The sequence below is a fragment of the Ideonella flava genome (assembly GCF_051857595.1).
Taxonomy (GTDB): Bacteria; Pseudomonadota; Gammaproteobacteria; order Burkholderiales; family Burkholderiaceae_C; genus Ideonella.
On the sequence record NZ_JBPZHD010000002.1, the window covers coordinates 667334 to 686932 of the forward strand.

18 protein-coding genes are annotated in these 19599 nt (G+C 69.7%); 11 read left to right on the forward strand and 7 right to left on the reverse strand.

Annotation, left to right across the window (positions count from 1 at the left end; all coding sequences use genetic code 11):
* Positions 1-3 precede the first annotated feature (3 nt).
* From ACS5PM_RS06770 to ACS5PM_RS06810, 9 genes are all read left to right on the forward strand, one after another.
* Complete coding sequence (locus ACS5PM_RS06770; RefSeq protein WP_439386822.1) at positions 4-690, forward strand: alpha/beta hydrolase family protein; 687 nt, start codon at positions 4-6, stop codon at positions 688-690.
* Between the two features lie 155 nt (positions 691-845).
* Positions 846-1697: an alpha/beta fold hydrolase gene (locus ACS5PM_RS06775; protein ID WP_439386823.1), complete on the forward strand. Its 852-nt coding sequence runs from the start codon at positions 846-848 to the stop codon at positions 1695-1697.
* 111 nt (positions 1698-1808) lie between these two features.
* Positions 1809-2741, forward strand: coding sequence for a DedA family protein/thiosulfate sulfurtransferase GlpE (locus ACS5PM_RS06780; protein WP_439386824.1), 933 nt, complete (start codon positions 1809-1811; stop codon positions 2739-2741).
* Between the two features lie 970 nt (positions 2742-3711).
* The gene (locus ACS5PM_RS06785) at positions 3712-4005 is read left to right on the forward strand and encodes a hypothetical protein (protein WP_439386825.1); all 294 of its coding nucleotides are present in this window, start codon (positions 3712-3714) and stop codon (positions 4003-4005) included.
* 4 nt (positions 4006-4009) lie between these two features.
* On the forward strand, positions 4010-4564 hold the full coding sequence (locus tag ACS5PM_RS06790; RefSeq protein ID WP_439386826.1) for a GTP-binding protein: 555 nt from the start codon (positions 4010-4012) through the stop codon (positions 4562-4564).
* The gene (locus tag ACS5PM_RS06795; RefSeq protein WP_439386827.1) at positions 4557-4934 is read left to right on the forward strand and encodes a roadblock/LC7 domain-containing protein; all 378 of its coding nucleotides are present in this window, start codon (positions 4557-4559) and stop codon (positions 4932-4934) included. Before ACS5PM_RS06790 ends, ACS5PM_RS06795 begins: the two co-directional genes overlap by 8 nt.
* Entirely contained in the window at positions 4931-5302 is a 372-nt protein-coding gene (locus ACS5PM_RS06800; protein WP_439386828.1) for a hypothetical protein, read from the forward strand. The genes ACS5PM_RS06795 and ACS5PM_RS06800 overlap by 4 nt, the downstream gene beginning before the upstream one ends.
* A gap of 87 nt (positions 5303-5389) precedes the next feature.
* Positions 5390-5749 (forward strand): hypothetical protein, encoded by a 360-nt coding sequence (locus tag ACS5PM_RS06805; protein WP_439386829.1) that lies wholly within the window; start codon positions 5390-5392, stop codon positions 5747-5749.
* A 150-nt stretch (positions 5750-5899) separates the two neighbouring features.
* On the forward strand, positions 5900-9295 hold the full coding sequence (locus tag ACS5PM_RS06810; RefSeq protein ID WP_439386830.1) for a S41 family peptidase: 3396 nt from the start codon (positions 5900-5902) through the stop codon (positions 9293-9295).
* A 15-nt stretch (positions 9296-9310) separates the two neighbouring features.
* Here the strand turns inward: ACS5PM_RS06810 and ACS5PM_RS06815 are convergent, their stop codons facing one another.
* A complete protein-coding gene (locus ACS5PM_RS06815; protein ID WP_439386831.1) occupies positions 9311-10870 on the reverse strand; it encodes a methyl-accepting chemotaxis protein in 1560 nt (519 codons plus the stop codon).
* Between the two features lie 145 nt (positions 10871-11015).
* On the opposite strand from ACS5PM_RS06815, the gene ACS5PM_RS06820 reads away from it, so the two are divergent.
* The gene (locus tag ACS5PM_RS06820) at positions 11016-11681 is read left to right on the forward strand and encodes a TetR/AcrR family transcriptional regulator (RefSeq protein WP_439386832.1); all 666 of its coding nucleotides are present in this window, start codon (positions 11016-11018) and stop codon (positions 11679-11681) included.
* Positions 11682-11690: 9 nt separating this feature from the next.
* Here ACS5PM_RS06820 and ACS5PM_RS06825 read toward each other — a convergent pair whose 3' ends face one another.
* The 6 genes from ACS5PM_RS06825 to ACS5PM_RS06850 all read right to left on the reverse strand — a co-directional run bounded on the left by ACS5PM_RS06825 (position 11691) and on the right by ACS5PM_RS06850 (position 18158).
* Positions 11691-12908 (reverse strand): aminotransferase class III-fold pyridoxal phosphate-dependent enzyme, encoded by a 1218-nt coding sequence (locus ACS5PM_RS06825; RefSeq protein WP_439386833.1) that lies wholly within the window; start codon positions 12906-12908, stop codon positions 11691-11693.
* Between the two features lie 380 nt (positions 12909-13288).
* Positions 13289-14233, reverse strand: a complete 945-nt coding sequence (gene lipP1 / locus ACS5PM_RS06830; RefSeq protein WP_439386834.1) for a LipP1 family hormone-sensitive lipase — start codon at positions 14231-14233, stop codon at positions 13289-13291.
* 40 nt (positions 14234-14273) lie between these two features.
* Positions 14274-15635, reverse strand: a complete 1362-nt coding sequence (locus ACS5PM_RS06835) for a neprosin family prolyl endopeptidase (protein WP_439386835.1) — start codon at positions 15633-15635, stop codon at positions 14274-14276.
* 215 nt (positions 15636-15850) lie between these two features.
* Complete coding sequence (locus tag ACS5PM_RS06840; protein ID WP_439386854.1) at positions 15851-16687, reverse strand: ABC transporter substrate-binding protein; 837 nt, start codon at positions 16685-16687, stop codon at positions 15851-15853.
* On the reverse strand, positions 16684-17436 hold the full coding sequence (locus tag ACS5PM_RS06845; protein WP_439386836.1) for an ABC transporter ATP-binding protein: 753 nt from the start codon (positions 17434-17436) through the stop codon (positions 16684-16686). The genes ACS5PM_RS06840 and ACS5PM_RS06845 overlap by 4 nt, the downstream gene beginning before the upstream one ends.
* Positions 17433-18158 (reverse strand): ABC transporter permease, encoded by a 726-nt coding sequence (locus tag ACS5PM_RS06850; protein WP_439386837.1) that lies wholly within the window; start codon positions 18156-18158, stop codon positions 17433-17435. The genes ACS5PM_RS06845 and ACS5PM_RS06850 overlap by 4 nt, the downstream gene beginning before the upstream one ends.
* Before the next feature lie 102 nt (positions 18159-18260).
* Between ACS5PM_RS06850 and moeA the strand changes: the two genes are divergently transcribed.
* Positions 18261-19550, forward strand: coding sequence for a molybdopterin molybdotransferase MoeA (gene moeA / locus ACS5PM_RS06855; RefSeq protein WP_439386838.1), 1290 nt, complete (start codon positions 18261-18263; stop codon positions 19548-19550).
* Positions 19551-19599 lie beyond the last annotated feature (49 nt).

Consider the following 19599-nt stretch of genomic DNA (forward strand, 5'->3'; position numbering starts at 1 on the left):
GCGATGGACTCCAGCACACCCTCCACCGAAGAACTCCGCATCGCCCTCGATCCCGACACGCAGGTCGGCGGCCTGCTCACTCGGCCGGCGTCTCCCACCGCGGCCTTCGTCTTCGGCCACGGGGCCGGGGCGGGCATGGCGCACCACTTCATGGCCGACCTGGCGGGCAGCCTCGCCGAGCGCGGCATCGCCACCTTGCGCTACAACTTTCCCTACATGGACAAGGGCTCGCGCCGGCCCGACGTGCCGAAGGTGGGGCATGCGGCGGTGCGTGCCGCGGTCGCCGAGGCGGCGCGCCGGCTGCCGGGGGTGCCGCTGTTCGCCGGTGGCAAGTCGTTCGGCGGCCGGATGACGTCGCAGGCGCAAGCGGCGCAGGCGCTGCCCGGCGTGAAGGGCCTGGTCTTCGTCGGCTTTCCCCTGCATCCCGCGGGCGAGCCCTCGATCGAGCGGGCCAGGCACCTGGCGCAGGTCGGGCTGCCGATGCTGTTCCTGCAGGGCACGCGCGATGAACTGGCCGATCTCGAGCTCATCCGCTCGGTCACCTCGGATTTGGGCGACCAGGCCACGCTGAAGACCTTCGAGGATGCGGACCACTCGTTCCACGTCCGCGCCAAGAGCGGCTGGAACGATGCGCAGGTCAGGGATGCGCTGGCCGATGCCGCGGCCGAGTGGATGCGGCAGCGGGCCTGAAGGCTCAGCGGCCCGGTGGACCACGCCGTTGAGCACGAACACGCGCTGACCGCCGCTGGCCCTCGGCGCCACCCATTGGCCCCGTGCCGTCGAGGCCGCACCGGCGGAACGACGTTTGCTGCCCTCGACGGACACACGCGTCAAGGGAGCAACGAATGAAAGTCCTGCGCATCGAGCACGAAGGCCTGGTCCTGGGCGGATTGAGCAGCGGACAGGCGGGTCGTCCCGGCTTGCTTCTGCTGCACGGCTGGCCGCAATCGAGTCGGGTGTACGACCAGGTGTTGGACGAGCTCGCGCAGGATCACTTCGTGCTCGCCCTGGACCTGCCCGGCATCGGCGAGTCGCACGGCGCTCTGCCCTCGGCCGAGAAGGCCGTGCTCGCCGATCTGCTGGTCGGTGCCGCCGAGCGGGCCGGGGCGCGCTCGCCGCTGGTCGTGGGCTTCGACGTCGGCGGCATGATCGCCTACGCCGCAGCGCGAGACCTCGGAGCCCGCATCGCCGGGGCCATCGTGATGAACACCGTGATCCCCGGCCTGAGCCCCTGGGGCCAGGTGCTGAGCGATCCGCGCATCTGGCACTTCGCCTTCCATGCCCTTCCCGAGTTGCCGGAGCTGCTCGTGCAAGGCCACCAGCAGGCCTACTTCGACTTCTTCGTGAACGCGCTGGCGGGCCGGCGGGAGGCGGTGGGCGAGGTTTACCGCGAGGCCTTTGCCAGCGCCTACGAGCGGCCCGAGTCGCTCAAGGCCGGCTTCGACTGGTACCGCGCCATGCCGGCCGACGTGAGCCACAACAGCCGGCCGAAGAACTTCGACACGCCCGTGCTGTACCTGCGGGGCGATGCCGACGGGCGCACGCCGGACGACTACGTGGCCGGCATGCGGGCCATGGGAGCGCAGCACGTGGGCGGCGGCGTCCTGCGCGGCAGCGGCGAGTTCTCGCCGCTGGAGGTGCCGGCGGAGTTCGTCCGCGCGGTGCGCGACTTCGCCCGCCGCTGCCAGCGTCCATAGGCCCGGCCCGCATCATCTCAAGTCGCCGCAAGCGTCTCCTCGAGGCGTTCGAAGGACGCCAGGATGCGGGGATGGCACCATCGCGCTTCCTGTGCGAAGGGACAGTCGACAGTGGAAGACCTGGTGGCGTTGTTGGTGCGGCATGGCGTGGCCATCGTGTTTGGTGCGACGCTGGCGGCGCGCGTGGGCGCGCCGGTGCCCGCGGGGCCGTTGCTGGTGGTCGCCGGCGGCCTGTCGGCGGGCGGGCAGCTCTCGATGTGGGCCGTCTTCTTCGCCGCCCTGCTGGCGAACCTGGCCGGCGATGCGCTGTGGTTCGCCGGTGGCCGCCGCTGGGGCCAGCGGATGATGCGGCTGCTGTGCCGCATCTCGCTGTCGCCCGACATCTGCGTCCAGCAGAGCGAATCGCTGATCCTGCGCTGGGGCGGCGGCTCGCTCATCGCGGCCAAGTTCGTGCCGGGGGTGTCGGTGGTGGCCGCGCCCATGGCCGGCGCGATGCGGATGTCCTGGCGCACCTTCGTGGCCTACGGGCTTGTCGCCGCCGTGCTGTGGACCGGCCTGTTCCTGGGGCTGGGCCTGCTGTTTCGCCACCAGATCGCCGAGGTGCTCGACGTGATGAGCAGCACCGGCAGCGCGGCGGTCGTCCTCGTGCTGGGCATCGTGCTGGTGATGGTGGCCTGGCGCTGGTGGCGCCGCCGCCGGGCGCGCATCGCGCTCGGTGTGCCGCGCGTGCATATCGACGAGCTGCGCGAGCTGCTGCAGCAGGGCCGCGAGCCGCTGATCCTGGACGTTCGGGCGCCGGCCAGCGTCGAGGCCGACGGCCGGGTCATCCCGGGCGCGGTGGTCGTCTCGCTCAAGGACCTTCCCACTGTGGCCAGTGGCTGGCAGCGAGAGCGCGAGATCGTCGTCTACTGCAATTGCCCGAACGAGGCCTCGGCAGCGGTGGCGGCCCAGCGCCTGATGGACCAGGGCTTCCACCGGGCGCGGCCGTTGGCCGGCGGGCTGGATGCATGGTTTGCGGCGTCGCCTGCCCCGGACGAGGCCTGAGGCGTGCTGCCCGGTGGCCCGAATACATTTGTGACGAAGATATAACGGGTTCCGTCGGGGAGGCATTCCCTGAGGAATATTCCCGCAAATTCCCGGGGTTCCCCGGGCCTCAGGACCCGTCACCCCATGATCACGTTTCGGTCATGACTCGCCCCCTGTGCGTTGCTGAAATGCGCCTCGGTTTCGAGTCATACTTGTGGATAAGCCGAACTATCAAGTTTCATCAATCGACTTGTCCGAGGCGGACGAGCGCGCGCTCAAGGTATTCCTGAGGTTTGTCGGGAATACCGAGGCGGCGCGCTGGGACTGGTCGACATGCGACGCTTGCGATCTGCTGCTCATGGGGGGCGGCGCGCGCCCGCCCCGCCCTGTAGAAAACTCCGCACGGCCGGTCTTGGCCGGCGTCGAAGATGGCGGTGGCACGGAGGCTTCCCCATTTGCTCAGGTATTGCGCCGGCCGTTGCAGATGGATGATTTCTCCGATTTGCTCCGGCGCGTCGAGCTTGGTTTGAAGGCGGGGGCAGGGGAAATAGAGGAGGTCGCGCCAGAGTATTCTGCGGAGCGTGCCGAGGATTCGGCGCCGATTCCTCCGCCAGCCCCCGCGGCGAAACCTGCGCCTGCGACGGCATCTGTCAAGCCACCGGTTCCTTCGCCCGTCCCGGCATCCGGTCCTGCTCCGGCACCCGTTCCGGCTCCCGCTCCCGCTCCCGCCCCGGCTGCGGCTGCGGCTGCGGCTCCGGCTCCGGCTCCGGGTCCGGCTCCGGCTCCGGCTCCGGCTCCGGCTGCGGCTCCCGCTCCCGCTCCCGCTCCGGTCATTCAGGACCCGCCTCCCGTCCAGCGCCCGGAAAGGACCGGGCGCTACCGCCTGGCGCGCTGGCCGAAGGCGGAGTTCCTGCGCGGCCGCGCCCGAGCCACGCGTTTCCTGAGCTTCCTGGCATCCGGTCCGCTGACCGTCGAGCAGTTGTGCACCTTGAGCGGGGCCGACCGATCGACCTGCACTGCGCTGCTCGATGCGCTGGACTCTGCGGGCTACCTGGAGGCACGTCCTGCCCAGGCCGCCGTGATGGTCCCGGGCGCCGCCCTGGGCCAGGCCAGTGCGAGGGCTACCTCGAGCGCCCACGCCGCGCCCATGGCGCGCTCGGTCAATGTCCGTCCCGGGACGGGTTCGAACGCGGCGGCGAGCCGCCGGCCTGCGGTCGCGGTGGCGCCGCCGCCCGACGTCGGGATCTTCGGGCGGCTGCGCCGCCACCTGGGTCTGGGGTGATGCCATGTCGATAGAACCGAAGATCGTCTTCACGGGCCCGCCGGGCGCCGGCAAGACCACCGCCATCTGCGCGCTGAGCGACGTCGCGCCGGTGAGCACCGACGTGGCGAACCACGACGCGGGCCTGGCCAAGCTGCGGACCACCGTCGGACTGGACTTCGGCTGCGTGCAGCTCGGCGGGGGCGAGATCGTCAGGCTGTACGGCACGCCGGGCCAGAGCAGGTTCGACTTCATGTGGAAGATCCTGCTGCGCAATGCCATTGGCGTGGTCCTGCTGGCCGACAACTCCGCGCCGGATCCCCTGGCCGATGTCGAGCAGTTCCTGGTGGCGCTCAGCGAGCCCTTGCGAGGGCTGCCCTGTGTCGTCGGCGTCGGCCGGACGGAATCCTCGCCGAGCCCTTCGCTGGACGACTACGCCGCGCTGCTCGAGCGCCACGGCCACGTCTATCCGCTGCTGCCGGTCGACGTCCGGCAGCGCGCGGATGTGTTGATGCTGGTCGAGATGCTGCTGGCGCAGGCCGAGGCGCGCGCCACCCTGGAGGGAGAACACCATGGATGAATCGGTACGGCTGCGGGCGGCCGAAGTCGCTGACCGGTTGCTGGGCAAGCTCGACGGCTCGCGCGCCGTGGTCGTGGCCACGGAGGACGGGTTCGAGCTCGGCTGCGCGACGCGCAGCTCGCTGGAGTCGGCACGCCTGGCGGCCATCATGAGCTCGCTCTCGGCGATCGGCGAGGTGATGGCCGCCGAGGCGGGCATCGGAAGGGTGCGTTGCCTGATGCTCGAGGGCGAGTCCGGCTACATCGTCGTGCGCGGCGGCGGGCGGATCGGCACGGTCGGCGTGGTGGTGGCTGCGCTGGTGACGCGCGAAGCGCTGTTGGGCCTGGCGATGCATGCCGTGGCCGAGACCGTGCGGGAGCTCTCGGCGTGACGCGGCCCTCGGTCCAGCAGATGCTGCGAGACATGTGCACGGCGCACCGTGGCATCCGCGGCTGTGCCTTGGTCGATTCTTCCAGCGGCCTCGTCTGGTACGAGGTGATGCCGCTGCCGCACGAAGGCCTGTGGGAAGCGGCCGTCGACTACTGGCGTCTGCACTCGCGGCTGAGCCATCACTTCTCGATGATGGGCGACCTGGGCGGCGTGACGGCCCATCACCGCGGCGGGATGCTGACGCTGCTGCCGTGCCTGCGCGACCCCGACGTGCTGCTGGTCAGCCTGGCGGAGAACAGCACCGTGGACTGGACCAGCTGGCAGCAGCACGCCCGCAAGCTCGGCCAGTGCATCCAGGCCTCCATCTGAACCCTTAGACCCGATGACCGGCACCCCGGGTCCTGCCTGTCATCGTCCTGAACCGGACCTCGGATCACTGAAAGACTAGGAACACACGTGGCAACGATTCGCCAGACCCTCGATGAACTGATGACTTGTGATGGCGCGATGTGCGCCGCGGTGGTGGATTCGGAGAGCGGCATGATGCTGGGCTCCATCGGCTCCGGCGTGGACCTCGAAGTGGCCGCCGCCGGCAACACCGAGGTCGTGCGTGCCAAGCTCAAGACGATGCGTTCTCTCGGCCTGAACGACGTGATCGAGGACATCCTCATCACCCTGGGCCGGCACTACCACCTGATCCGTCCGTCCTCCCGCAAGGAAGGCGCCTTCCTCTACTTCGTCCTGGACAAGCCGAAGTCCAACCTCGCGCTGGCCCGCCGCAAGCTGCAGGACGTCGACAAGGCCCTGATGTTCTGACCTGCCCATCGTTGCCTGGGCGGCCGGAGGCGTTTCGGATGCATGAGCCGGCGTTTCGTCGCGTGCGGGCTTCGGTTCGTCGGCGGGCTCGGGCATATTCGCGAGCTTCCAAAAAACCCTCGAGCGCCTTGCACGCTCCTCGAATCGACCATGAATCCACGCCATGTCCTCAGGTGCCTGGCCTTGCTGCTGGCGATCGGCGCCAGCGCGGCGGCTCATGCCGAAGCCGCGGTGCCGCTGGGCCCGCTGGCCAATCCCCTGTGGATGCGCTATCCGGCCCTGTCGCCCGATGGCTCGCAGATCGCCTTCGCCTTCGAGGGCAACCTCTTCATCGTGCCGGCCACAGGCGGGGTGGCGCGGCTGCTGGTGGCCAACGGGCACCACAGCTACGCGCCGGTGTGGTCGGCCGATGGCAGGCGCATCGCCTATGCGTCGGACGTGCACGGCAACTTCGACGTCTTCGTGGTGGATGCGCTGGGCGGGCCCTCGCGCCGGCTGACGACGCACTCCAACAACGAGCTGCCCCTTTCGTTCGCCCCGGATGGCCAGTCGGTGCTGTTCTCGGCCCAGCGCATGGACGCGCGCTCGGCGGTGCAGTTCCCCGGCCGCCAGGTCGGCGAGCTCTACAAGGTCTCGATCGAAGGGGGCCGGCGGCCGGTGCAGATCTTCAGCACGCCGGCGCCCTCGGGCTCGTTCAACAGCGCCGGCACCCAGCTCGTGTACGAGGACTGGAAGGGCTACGAGAACGCCTGGCGCAAGCACCACGTCTCGCCGGTGGCCCGCGACATCTGGCTCTACGACGCCAAGACCGGCCGGCACCGCCAGCTGACCACCTTCGGCGGCGAGGATCGCAACCCCGTCTGGTCGCCCGACGAACAGGCCATCTACTACCTGAGCGAGAAGAGCGGCTCCTTCAACGTCTGGAAGATGCCGCTGGCCCAGCCCGAGGCGGCCACGCAGATCACGCGGTTCAGCAAGAACCCGGTGCGCTTTCTCAGCGTGGCGAAGAACGGCACGCTCAGCTTCGGCTACGACGGCGAGCTCTACACCCTGGCCCCCGGCGCCACGGAGCCCACGAAGGTCGCCGTGCAGATCGCCGCGGACACCCGCGTCGACCGGGTCGAGAACGTCAAGCTTACCGAGGGCGCGACCGAAGTGGCCCTCAGCCCTGACGGGCAGGAGGTGGCGCTGGTCGTGCGCGGCGAGGTCTTCGTCGCCTCCACCGAGTTCGGCGACACCCGCCGCATCACCAACACATCGGGCCAGGAGCGCTCGGTGAGCTTCAGCCCGGACGGCCGGCGGCTGGTCTTCGCCGGCGAGAACGAGGGCTCGTGGAATCTCTACGAGGCCCGCCTGCCCGGCAAGAAGAAGGACCACCCGTACTTCTTCAGCGCCGCGGGCGTGCAGTTGAAGACGCTGCTGAAGAACGGGCAGGAGAACTTCCAGCCCCGCTACTCGCCCGACGGCAAGGAGGTGGCCTACCTCGAGAACCGCACGGCGGTGAAGGTGCTGAACATCGCCAGCGGCAAGGTGCGCGAGGTGCTGCCGGCCAGCATGAACTACTCCTACAGCGACGGCGACCAGTGGTTCGACTGGTCGCCCGACGGCCAGTCGCTGCTGGTGAACTTCATCGACCACCAGCGCTGGAGCAACGAGGTCGGCCTGATCGACGCGCAGGGCAAGGGCCCGCTGCTCAACCTCACCAAGAGCGGCTACGAGGACGTTCATCCGGTCTGGACCAACGGCGGCAAGGCCATGGTCTGGTCCAGCGATCGCATGGGCCTGCACGGCACCGGCGGCGCCGCCCAGCAGGACCTGTTCCAGATGTTCTTCACCCAGGAGGCCTTCGACCGCTTCAACCTGGACAAGAGCGAGTACGCGCTGCTGAAGAAGCAGGAAGAGGACGACGAGAAGGACAAGGACAAGAAGGACGGCGACAAGGACAAGAAGGACGAGAAGGCCAGGAAGCAGGCCAAGGAGAAGTCCAGGGAGCCGGATTCGACGAAGGACACGACGAAGAAGACCGACGAGGACGACGAGCCCGTGAAGCTGCCCGAGCCGGTGAAGATCGAGCGCGAGGGGCTGGAGGACCGCATCGCGCGCCTGACGCCCAACTCGGCCCCGCTGCGCGCCATGGCGATGACGCCCGACGGCGACAGCCTGTTCTACCTGGTGCAGGCCGCCGACGCCGTCGAGCTGTGGCAGCTCAAGCCGCGGCAGAAGTCGGCCAGGAAGATCGGCGAGTTCCCGGCGCCCAAGGGCAACGGCGAGGATCAGGAGCCGGCGGACGTGCAGCTCGACGCCAAGGGCGAAAGCGGCGTGGTCCTGGCCGCCGGCAGCCTGAAGAAGTTCAAGGTGCCCAAGGAGGACGGCGAGGTCAAGACAGAGTCGCTGGAGTTCTCGGCCGAGATGCGGCTGGATCGCACGGCCGAGCGGGCCGTCATGTTCGACCACATCTGGCGGCAGACGAAGCAGAAGCTCTACGTGGCCGACCTGGGCGGCGTGGACTGGGACGGCTACCGCCGGGTCTACGAGCGCCAGCTGCCCTACATCCACGACAACTTCGACTTCGCCGAGGCGATGAGCGAGATGCTGGGCGAGCTCAACGTCTCGCACACCGGCTCCGGCTACATCCCCAAGCGCAAGGATGCCGATGCCACCGCGGCGCTGGGCGCCTTCTACGACGACACGTGGACCGGCCCGGGCGTGAAGATCGCCGAGGTGATCGAGGGCGGTCCGCTGGTCAACGCCAAGGTGGCGCTGAAGGCCGGCATGGTGATCGAGAAGATCGACGGCGTGGCGATCGCCCCGGGCGCCGAGGTCGATTCGCTGCTGAACCAGAAGGCCGGCAAGCGGGTGGAGCTGGCGGTCTTCGACCCGGCCAAGGGCAAGCGCTGGGAGGTGGTCGTCAAGCCGGTCGATCTTGCCGAGCAGCAGGAGCTGCTCTACAAGCGCTGGGTCAAGGCCGAGCGGGAGATGGTCGACAGGCTCTCCAACGGCCGCCTCGGCTACGTGCACGTCCGTGGCATGGACGACGACAGCTACCGCGACGTCTACTCCGAGGTGCTGGGCCGCCAGAGCGCCAAAGAGGCGCTGATCGTCGACACCCGCTTCAACGGCGGCGGCAACCTGCACGACGAGCTCGCCACCTTGCTGTCCGGCAAGCGCTACCTGGAGTTCCTGCCGCGCGGCCAGTCGCTGGGCTGGGAGCCGACGGGCAAATGGAGCCGGCCGTCCATCGTGCTGATGAGCGAGAGCAACTACTCCGATGCCCACCTCTTCCCGTGGACCTATCGCAAGCTGGGCATCGGCAAGCTGCTGGGCATGCCGGTGGCCGGCACCGGCACGGCGGTCTGGTGGGAGACGCTGCAGGATCCGACGCTGTACTTCGGCATCCCCGAGGTGGGCTTCCGCGACCAGGGCGGCGAGTTCATGGAGAAGGCGCTGATCGTGCCGGACATCGAGGTCCGGCAGGATCCTGCGCTGCTGACCAGCGGGCGCGACCTGCAGCTGGAAGCCGCCGTCAAGGAGCTGCTCAAGAACTGAGCATGCCCGCGGTGTTCAGGCGGCCAGCTTGAACACCGCCACCATGTCGGCCAGCCCCGCGGCCTGGTGCTTGAGGCTTTCGGCCGCGGCGGCGCTTTCTTCGACCAACGCAGCGTTCTGCTGGGTGACGGTGTCCAGCTGCGTCACGGCCAGCCCGATCTGGCCGATGCCGCTGCTCTGTTCCAGGCTGGAGTGGCTGATCTCGTCGATGAGGTCGCTCACCCGCTTCACCTGGGCCACGATGCTGTCCATGGTCTGGCCGGCATCGGCCACGAGCCGGGTGCCGTTCTCGACCTTGTCGACGCTCTCGCCGATCAGGCCCTTGATCTCCCTGGCTGCATGAGCGCTGCGCTGGGCCAGGGCGCGCACCTCGCCCGCCACCACCGCGAAGCCGCGGCCCTGCTCGCCGGCACGGGCCGCCTCGACGGCCGCATTCAGGGCCAGGATGTTGGTCTGGAAGGCGATGCCGTCGATCACGCCGATGATGTCGGCGATCTTCTTCGAGCTCGCGCTGATGTCGTCCATGGTCTGCACCACCTGGCCGACGACGTGCCCGCCCTGGCGCGCCACGGCGGATGCGCTGCTCGCCAGCTCGGTGGCCTGGCGGGCGGTGTCGGCGTTGTGGTTCACGGTCGCGGTCAGCTGCTCCATCGACGCGGCCGTCTGCTGCAGGTTGCTGGCCTGCTCCTCGGTGCGCTGGCTCAGGTCCGCACTGCCGACGGCGATCTGCGTCGAGCCGGTCGCGATCGATTCGCTGGCGTGGCGCACGCGGCCCACGATGCCGACGAGGCTGGCGTTCATGCGTTGCAGGGCAGCCAGCAACTGCCCGGTCTCGTCACGGTAGCGGGCCTCGATCGAGGAGCTCAGGTCGCCGCCGGCCACGGTCTCCGCCACCCGCACGGCGATTCGCAGCGGCTGGGTGATGGAACGGGTGACCAGCCAGCAGGACACCGTGGCCAGCAGCAGCCCCGTCAGAGCGATGCCGATCTGGATGGCGGCGCTGCGGCTGCGCACGGCGTCGATGCGCGCGACCACGGCGCGGGCACGCTGCACGGCCCGTTCGTTCAGGTCGTCCACGGCCTTTTCCATGCCTTGCACCGAGGCCTTGAACTTGCCCATCGTCGCGTTCGCCTCCTGGGTGGTCGTGATCTGGCCACCCTGGACGGCGGCAAGCACCGTGTCGAAGCCGGCGAGGTAGGTCTTGAAGTGCTCGCCGATACGGGCGAGCTCGTCGCGATCCTGAGGCGCCAGCTCCAGGGTCTGGGCGTGTCCCAGCGCCGCTTGCAGGCGGGTGCCGGCGTCCCTCCACTTCTGGACGTAGCCGTTGCGCTTGTCGGCGTCGGCGACGTTGATGAAGGCGTCCTTCTCGAAGCGCCGCTCCTGCAGCACGAGGATCTGCAGGTCCGCGGCTTGCTGCGCCAGCGCCACGTCCTGCTCCAGCGTCTGGCGCGTCATCCCATGCAAGGCGTTCAAACCCCACAGGCCCGCCATCACCATGCCGGCCATCATCGCCAGCGTGCCGCCGAACACCCACGCCAGGCGGGCGCCGATCCTCAAGTTCAGAAAGTAGGCCATCAAACATTCCCCACAGAGCAACAGCCTCGTTTATCGGCTGGGCGGCTGCTGAACGCTTGTTCGATGTACGTGCGAAATCGCCGCTAAATTACTTGTAAACATGCACCGGGACAGTCAGAATGATGATTTATCGAATGATCTGATCGTGAAATCGGTTTCGGCATCAGAACCCGTCAGGCGGATTCGCCGTGCCAGCGCCGAGGAGCAGGCCGAGCTGCGACAGCAGGTGCTGGTGGCGGCCTTCGAAATCTTCGGGCGGGAGGGCCTGCACGGTTTGACGATGAGGGCGGTGGCCTCGGCGGTGGGCGTGTCGGCCATGGCGCTGTACCGCTACTTCGCCGACAAGGCCGAGCTGGTCCAGGGCCTGTGGGATTTCGTCATGGACGACGTCCACCGGCGAATGGCCGAAGCCGTCGAAGCCGCCGGCCCGGACCCGCGGGCGCGAATGCGCGCCTGCACCGAGTCGGCCATCGCCTACTGGGAGACGCATCCCGACCACTTCCGCCTGGTCTTCATGACCGAGGAGCCGCACCTGCCCCGCAAGGCGCCGAAAGCCGTGGCACTGAGCAGCTACCAGCGGGTGATCGACCTGCCGCTCGAAGTGCTGCAGGCCTGGGCGGACGAGCTGGGCGTGGATCGCGCCCGCGCCCTCGCCGCGCGCGACCTGCGCGCGGCGATGGTCATCGGCTACCTGCACGCGAGGCTGGTGAACCGGCGCTACCCCTGGAACGACATCGACGCCCTGCGCGGCCAGGTCGTCGACACCATCGTCCGGGCCGCGGAGGACGGCTTGCGCGGGCCGGCGCGCTGAAGCACGCCGTCAGCCCACGGCCAGCAGCGCCTCGTCGAGCAGCGCCAACGCGAGGGTCAGGTCGCCTTCGCTCGCATTGAGCGCGGGCATCAGGCGCAGCCGCTCGGGCCTCACGGCGTTGACCAGCATGCCGTGGCCCGGCCGGTCGCGAAGGGCATCGGCCAGGCGCTGGGCGCGGCCGGGCTGAGGCAGTTCCAGCGCCAGCAGCAGGCCCTGGCCGCTCGTGGCCGGGCCGCCTTCGCGGTGCGCCAGCGCATCCAGTCCGGCGCGCCAGCGTTCGGCGCGCGCGGCCATGGCGGGCAGGAATCCGGGGTTGGCCACCACGTCCAGCACTGCGAGCGCCGCCGCGCAGACCAGCGGATTGCCGCTGTAGGTGCCGCCCTGGTCCCCGGGCTCGAAGCAGCAGGCCTCTTCGCGCGCGAGCACGGCCGCGATCGGCACGCCGCCGCCTAGGCCCTTGCCGAGCGTCATCACGTCGGGCCGGATGCCGGCGCGCTGGTGGGCGAACATCGTGCCGGTGCGGCCGACGCCGGTCTGGACCTCGTCGACGATGAGCAGCAGGCCGAGTTCGCTGGTCAGTCGACGCAGGGCCTGGAGGAAGTCGGTGCTCGCCTCGACGACGCCCGCTTCGCCCTGGATGGGCTCCAGCATCACCGCCACCGTGCCGGGGCCGACCAGTGACGCCACCGAAGCGATGTCGTTCAGGTCAGCTTTCGGGAAGCCCGGCACCTGCGGCGCGAACAGCGTGTCGAAGCCCGGCTTTCCGCTGGCGCTCATCGCCGCCAGCGTGCGGCCATGGAAGGCATGGCGGAAAGTGATGATCTCGTACGCGCCGCCCCGATGCCTGCGGCCGAACTTGCGCGCCAGCTTGATCGCGCCCTCGTTGGCTTCGGCGCCGCTGCTGGCAAGGAACACGCGGTCCAGGCCGCTCAGGCTCGCCAGGCGATCGGCCAGCGCGATGGCCGGCGCGTTGTGCAGGCCGGGGCCCACGTGCAACAGCTTGCCGGCCTGCTCGGCCAGTGCGCGAGCCACCTCGGGCGGTGCGTGGCCCAGCGTGTTGACCGCCCAGCCCTGGACCAGGTCGAGGTACCGGCGCCCCTCCGAATCATGGAGCCAGCTGCCCCGCCCCTCGGTGAAGACGAGCGGCGGGCGGGTCGTGAAGGGCATCAGCGCCTGCACCGGGAAATCGGCAAAGGGCCGCGGGGCAGGGGAAATGGTCGTGGGCATCGGTGTCGTTCCTGTCGTCGGTGGCGGGAGAAATCGACCAACGAAGACACCACGCGCCGCTGTTGCCACTGCCCCGTGCCTGCGGCAAGAAACCGAGAAGGCAGGGCCGGAAACGACAAAGGCCACGAGGGGTCTCGTGGCCTGGGGGATGAACGCCTGGTCTGGGTGCCGGCGTCAGGCTGGACGAGTCCGCTCGACGATGAGTCGTCGGTCGGATCGTCGCAGCGAGCGGGGCAGGGCCTTGCAGGGGTTCACGCGGCGCAGCATAACACCCGGGTTTTCAGGAGCCGTTGAATGCCCTGGCGCAGCAGCTCGCGCGAGGGCGCCATCATGGCCGGGTCGATTCCCTGCGGGCTGGGATGTACGCAATGAGGAACGGATCAGCGGGAAAGGCCCCTCTTGAGCTCCGCCGCGCACAGCCGCACGGCGGCGTTGGCCTCGTCGATCACGCGGCCCATCAGGATGAAGCCGTGGATCTGGCGCTCGAAGTTGACGAGCGTGGCGTGACAGCCGGCTTCGCTCAGGCGCTGGGCGTAGGCGGCGCCTTCGTCGTGCAAAGGGTCGTAGCCGGCCACCAGCACGAAGGCAGGCGGCAGGTGGGCGAGGTTCTCGTGGAGCAGGGGAGAGGCGCGCCAGTCGAGGTCCAGCGCCGGATCCGGCAGGTAGTGGTCGTGGAAGTAGCGGACCGTGTCGCTGGTGAGCAGGTAGCCCTGGCCGTTGCGCTGGTGAGAAGGCTGGTTGCAACGCTGATCGGTGGCCGGATAGATGAGCAGCTGAAAGGCCAGCGGCGGCGTGGTGTCGCCCTCTTCGGCGTCGTCGCGCAGGGCGATGGCGACGGCGGCGGCGAGGTTGCCGCCGGCGCTGTCGCCGCCGACGGAAAGCCGTCTTGCATCCAGGCCTAACGCGTTTGCTTCACGCATCGTCCAGCGCGTGGCCGCCAGGGCATCCTCGAAGGCCGCCGGGAACCGGTGCTCCGGTGCCAGGCGGTAATCCACCGAGATCACTGCGCAGCCCGCACCGTTGGCGAGCTCTCGGCAGAGCGTGTCGTGCGTCTCGAGGTCGCCTATCGTCCAGCCGCCGCCGTGGAAGTAGACGAGGCCCGGCAAGGCCTCGCCGGCCGGCGCGCCGAGTGGCCGGTACATCCTGAGCGGGATGCCCTCGGCCGCCAGCTCCCGGCATTCCTCCACTCGTGGCGGCTCGGGCTGGGTGAAGGCGCGGCGCTCGCGGTACACGCGCCGCGCCTCCGCTGGCGACAGCGTGTGCGTGGGCGCGACGCCGCGCTCTTCGATCAGCTTCAGCAGGGCGCGTGCTTGAGGGTGCAGCATGGCGGGCCTCGCAAGGATGCAAGGCCCCCAGCTTAAGCCTTCAGGGGCAGCCGGTGCCGTAGCCCTCGCCACCGAAGTAGAAGTAGGTCTTCCACGTGCCGCTGTCGTAGGCGCTGTCGATGTCGTAGCAGGCCGACTTGGTCCGCGACTCGGTCAGGCTCGGCGTGTGGTAGGCGTAGTTCAGGTCGATGTAGCGGATCGTGCGCTGGTAGGCCGCGTACTTGTAGCCGGCCGAGGGCTGGTAGCCGCTGCCCATGTCCGTGCGGGTGTGGCGGCCGCTCGGCCAGGTGTTGACGATCTCGCCGCCGAAGTCGATCTTCGTCGCCTTGTCGCGCAGGCCGCTCGAGTTGTAGAGCGAACGCGGGTAGTAGCCGGCATACACGTCGCCCACCTTGATCCACCAGTGGCCGGTCGTGTGGTCCTTCAGCGCCATGATCTTCGTGACGTACTGGGTGCCGTTGACCACGCTGTGGTTGGTGAAGTAGCCGCCGATGGCGACGTCGCTGTTGGTCTGCACGAAGTCATCGCAGTCCAGGTCGTAGCAGCCGGTGTTGTTGTAGCCGTCCTGGGTCGAGTAGATGAACAGGTGGGCGTCGCTCGGGTGGCTGGACAGGTGCCGGTTGGGGTAGACCTGCCAGCCGGCTTCCACCGTCTGCAGGCCGCTGCCGCTGCCGGCCACGGCCCAGAGCTGCGAGAGAGAGAACTCGGAGTTCAGCTCGGTGTAGGAGCGCCAGATGTTCATCGTCGCTTCGCCGCCCCAGTTGGAGACGTTCTGGTAGGCGTGGGCGTATTCGTGCACGGTGGCTTCGGGCATCTGCATGCCCTCGCCCGGCAGGCCGCCGGTGCCCGGCAGGCCGCGCTTGTGGCGGAAGTGATCCAGCGACTCGAAGGCCGCCAGCCTGGACAGCGTCAGGCGCTGCATCGGGATGGTGCCCTTGGCGCAGGCCTTGGCCTGGCCTTCGGCATCGACCTCGGCGGCGCCGGCGGCAGCGGGCTTCAGGAAGATGCCGGGGTCGCGGCCATGGCGGTCCATGGCGGGCGCGAGCTGGGTGTCCGCATCGGCATCGACGGGCCCTTGCGAGGGCTTGCGCTGCCAGTCGGCGCGGGTGAGGCCGAGGCGGCGCGCGCCGGGCTGGGTGAGCTCGTCGACGCAGTCGAAGACCTGGCCGGGCGACAGCTCGAAGTGGTGCAGGGCCACCACGCCGTCATAGTGCTGGCGGACGTAGTCCTTCATGCGCTGGAACTCGGCCGTGTCACGGACCTTGGCGCCGGGGCGGCCCAGGTAGTCGGCCGCCTGTTCGGCGTCCATCTGCGCCAGTGACTGGGTCAGGGTGGGGGCCGCTTCGGCGAGAGCGGGCAGGGTGGCCGCGACGAGCGTGGCGATGAGAGTCATGCGGTACATGGCGATTCCGTCCTTGAGCAGAGTGGTGATGCGACTTGTCCGGTGGCGATGCGCGCAACGGGCTGTCCTCTGCAAATACGGAATGGCCGGACGGATCCGGACAGCGGATCCCCCCTACCAGGACCCCCTACCAGACTCCCCCTATTGGGGCTCCCTAGCTTGCTGCCGGCATCTGCGGGAGGGGCTGTCGAAGGCCGCCGGCCTGGCCTGTGGCGTCATCTTCTGGCGTTAGGAAAGAACAGCTGCTCGCCGCCGATCCTGTAGCCCGCGATGGCCGCCTGGCCGGCCGGGCCGGTGATCCAGTCGGCGAAGGCCTGCGCCTGGGCCTGCTTGACGTGCGGGTGCTTCGCCGGGTTGACCACCATCACGCCGTACTGGTTGAACAGCGCCTTGTCGCCTTCGACCAGGATGGCCAGGTCGCCGCGGTTCCTGAACGACAGCCAGGTGCCGCGATCGGCCAGCACGTAGGCGCTGGTGGCCGCGGCCATGTTGAGCGCGGGCCCCATGCCGCAGCCGCAGTCCCTGTAGCCGGGCGGCCGGGCGTTGGCGACGTCGACACCGGCGGCCTTCCACAAGCGCAGTTCCGCCGCGTGGGTGCCGCTCTTGTCGCCGCGCGAGACGAAGCCGGTCTCGGGCTTTTGCGCCAGCCGGGCCAGGGCGGCGGCGATGCCGTGGCCCTTCACGCCGGCCGGATCGGCCTGCGGGCCGATCAGCACGAAATCGTTGTACATGACCGGCCGGCGATGCAACGACCAGCCTTCGGCGACGAACTTCTCTTCGGCCGTGGTGTCGTGCACCAGCACGGCATCGGCGTCCCCGCGGCGCGCCATGTCCAGCGCCTGGCCGGTGCCGACGGCGACCACACGCACCTCGATGCCGGTCGTCTGGCTGAAGGCCGGAAGCAGGTGGGCGAACAGGCCCGACTGCTCGGTCGAGGTGGTCGACGCCAGCACGATGAAAGGTGCTTCGGCGGCCTGCGCCGCGAGGCCCGATCCGCCCCCGACCGAGCCCAATACACAGGCCAGGGCGAGTGCCGCGCCTCGTCTTGTCACACCCACGCCATCTCTCCTTTGAGGAAGTGCGCTGCCTCGGGCGGCAGTTGGTCGGTCTGGAAGAATTCGTCGACCGGTTTTTCCACCACGAGCCGGCCGCTTTCGAGGTAGGCGACCCGGTTGGCCAGGCGCTTGGCCTGGCCCAGGTTGTGGGTGGCGAGCACGACGGTCATGCCTTCGGCGGCGAAGTCCTCGATCAATTGCTCCACCTCGCGCTTGGCACTGGGGTCGAGGCTGGCGGTCGGCTCGTCGAGGAAGAGGATGTCGGGCTTGAGCGCCCAGGCGCGCGCCAGCGCCAGGCGTTGCTGCTGCCCGCCCGAAAGCTGCCGTGCCGGCCGGTTGGCCAGCCGGCCGAGGCCCACGCGCTGAAGAGCCCGGGCGGTGAGCTCGGCCCGCTCGGGCTGCGGGACGCGGCGCAGCCACAGGCCCACCGACACGTTGCGCTGGGCGGACAGATGCAGGAGGAAGGGCCGTTGGAACAGCATCGCGGCCACGGGCAAGCGCCGCTCGGGAAGCAGCACGTGCGGGGTGCAGCGGCCTTCGCTCGGTGGGACCAGCCCGTGCAGCAGCCGCAGCAATGTCGACTTGCCTGAGCCGTTGGCGCCGACGAGGGCAAGCCGGTCGCCGCGGCGCAATTCGAGGTCTATGTGGCGTAGCGCAGTGACGGCCCCGAAGCGAACGCTGGCGGCTTGCACGGTGACCAGCGGCGCCGCCACCGGCACGGGGGTGGCAGGCGGCATGCCGGTCATGCCACCGCCTCCTGACGCCTCGCCTGGGCAGCGTCCGCCGCACCGTGCAGGGCGGATGCACACAAATGGAGGGTCGCCACGACCAGCAGCAGCACCGTGCCCAGCGCCAGGGCCAGGGCGAGGTCGCCCTTGCTCGTCTCCAGCGCAATCGCGGTCGTCATGACCCGCGTGACGCCGTTGATGTTGCCGCCGACGATCATCACCGCCCCCACTTCGGACACCGCGCGGCCGAAGGCCGTCAGGCCCACGGTGAACAGCGCGCGCCGTTCGTGCAGCAGCATCAGAAGCGCGGCCATGAAGGGGCCGGCCCCCAGCGAGCGCAGCTGGTCGCCGCCTTCGTCGAGCGCGTCCTGCACCAGCCGGCGGGTCAGCGCGGTGATCAGCGGCAGCACCAGCACCGCCTGCGCGATCACCATTGCGCCGGGGGTGAAGAGCAGGCCCAACGAGCCGAGCGGCCCGGCGCGCGACAGCAAGAGGTAGATCAGCAGGCCCACCACCACCGAGGGCAGCGCCAGGGCCGTGTTCAGGGCCCAGATCACCGCCCGCCAGCCGGGAAAGCGCGCCACCGCGAGCCAGGCGCCGAGCGCCAGGCCCACCACCCCGCCCAGGGCACAGGCGGCCAGGCTCACCCGCAGCGAAAGGCCGACGATGCGCCAGAGCTCGGCATCGCCCTGCCAGACGAGCCGGGCGGCGAGCGGCAGGGCATCGGTCAGGGTGGACATCGTCGTCGATTGTCCCGGCCGGGCCGCCAGCCGGCGATATGAAGCGCGCTGCATACGCCTCGCGGCGCACAATCTCCGGATCCCTCGCATCCGACCCTTCGCATGTCATCACCGACCGAACTGGGCCCCTCGCCTCTGGCGCAGGGGGATTTGCAGATCAGCGTGGCCGAGGCGCGTGCACGCATTGCGGCCCGCCTCTCGCCGATCGGCGGCGTCGAGCGGCTGGCCCTCGCCGAGGCGCTGGGGCGCGTGCTGGCCGAAGACGTGATCTCCCCCATCGACGTGCCGGCGCACGACAACTCGGCCATGGACGGCTTCGCCTTCCGGGGCGTCGAACTGCTGCCGGAGGGCGACAGCCGCTTCCGTGTCGCCGGCGCCGTGATGGCTGGGGATGCCGCGCCGCCCGCCGTCGCGCCCGGGGAGTGCCTGCGCATCATGACCGGCGCGGTGATGCCGCCGGGCCTGGACACCGTGGTGCCGCTGGAGCTGTGCCGCGAGGAGGGCGGCGTCCTGAGCGTCCCTGCAGGGTCGCTGAGGCCCGGCGAGAACCGGCGCCGCCAGGGCGAAGACCTGGCCCGTGGCAGGCCCGCGCTCGCGCGCGGCCGCGTGCTGCGCCCGGCGGACCTGGGCCTCGCCGCGTCGCTGGGCCTGACTGAACTTCCGGTGATCCCGAAGCTGAAGGTGGCGCTGTTCTCCACCGGCAACGAGTTGCGCGACGCCGGTCAGCCGCTGGATGCCGGTTGCATCTACGACAGCAACCGCCACAGCCTGGCCGCTGCCTTGCGGCGCCTCGGCGTGGTGGAGGTGATCGACCTGGGCCTGGTGCGCGATGAACCGGCTGCGCTGCAGGCCACGCTGGAACGCGCGCTGCGCGAGGCGGATGTCGTGCTGACCAGCGGTGGCGTCAGCATGGGCGACGCCGACTACACGCGCGACCTGCTCACCCGCCATGGCGAGGTCGCCTTCTGGAAGGTGGCGATGCGCCCCGGGCGGCCGTTCGCCTTCGGTTCGCTGCGCCGTCCCACCGGCGATGGTCCGGCCTGGCTCTTCGCCTTGCCCGGCAATCCGGTCGCGGCGCTGGTCACTTTCTATGCCTTCGCGCAGGAGGCGCTGTGGCAGCTCGCCGGCGCGTCGCGCGCGCCCGCGCCGCGCCTGCAGGCCCGCAGCGCCACGGCGATCCGCAAACGTCCGGGCCGCACCGAATTCCAGCGAGCCCTCGTCGAGCCGGCGGCCGACGGCAGCGGCTGGCAGGTGCGCCCGACCGGCAGCCAGGGCGCCGGCATCCTGCGCAGCATGAGCGAGGCCAATGCGCTGTTGGTGCTCGGTCACGAGCAGGGCTCCGTGGCCGCGGGCGAGATGGTCGAGGTGTGGCTGTTCGACGGGTTGGTGTAGGCATTGCCTACACCAACCCGTGGCTGGACCAGGGCTGCGGGCAGCCCTG

Bases quoted from the DNA above. Each gene is read 5' to 3' on its own strand.
- ACS5PM_RS06770 (WP_439386822.1), top strand. From the start codon at position 4: ATGGACTCCAGCACACCCTCCACCGAAGAACTCCGCATCGCCCTCGAT.
- ACS5PM_RS06775 (WP_439386823.1), top strand. From the start codon at position 846: ATGAAAGTCCTGCGCATCGAGCACGAAGGCCTGGTCCTGGGCGGATTG.
- ACS5PM_RS06790 (WP_439386826.1), top strand. From the start codon at position 4,010: ATGTCGATAGAACCGAAGATCGTCTTCACGGGCCCGCCGGGCGCCGGC.
- ACS5PM_RS06795 (WP_439386827.1), top strand. From the start codon at position 4,557: ATGGATGAATCGGTACGGCTGCGGGCGGCCGAAGTCGCTGACCGGTTG.
- ACS5PM_RS06810 (WP_439386830.1), top strand. From the start codon at position 5,900: ATGAATCCACGCCATGTCCTCAGGTGCCTGGCCTTGCTGCTGGCGATC.
- ACS5PM_RS06815 (WP_439386831.1), bottom strand. From the start codon at position 10,870: ATGGCCTACTTTCTGAACTTGAGGATCGGCGCCCGCCTGGCGTGGGTG.
- ACS5PM_RS06825 (WP_439386833.1), bottom strand. From the start codon at position 12,908: ATGCCCACGACCATTTCCCCTGCCCCGCGGCCCTTTGCCGATTTCCCG.
- lipP1 (WP_439386834.1), bottom strand. From the start codon at position 14,233: ATGCTGCACCCTCAAGCACGCGCCCTGCTGAAGCTGATCGAAGAGCGC.
- ACS5PM_RS06835 (WP_439386835.1), bottom strand. From the start codon at position 15,635: ATGTACCGCATGACTCTCATCGCCACGCTCGTCGCGGCCACCCTGCCC.
- ACS5PM_RS06845 (WP_439386836.1), bottom strand. From the start codon at position 17,436: ATGACCGGCATGCCGCCTGCCACCCCCGTGCCGGTGGCGGCGCCGCTG.
- ACS5PM_RS06850 (WP_439386837.1), bottom strand. From the start codon at position 18,158: ATGTCCACCCTGACCGATGCCCTGCCGCTCGCCGCCCGGCTCGTCTGG.
- moeA (WP_439386838.1), top strand. From the start codon at position 18,261: ATGTCATCACCGACCGAACTGGGCCCCTCGCCTCTGGCGCAGGGGGAT.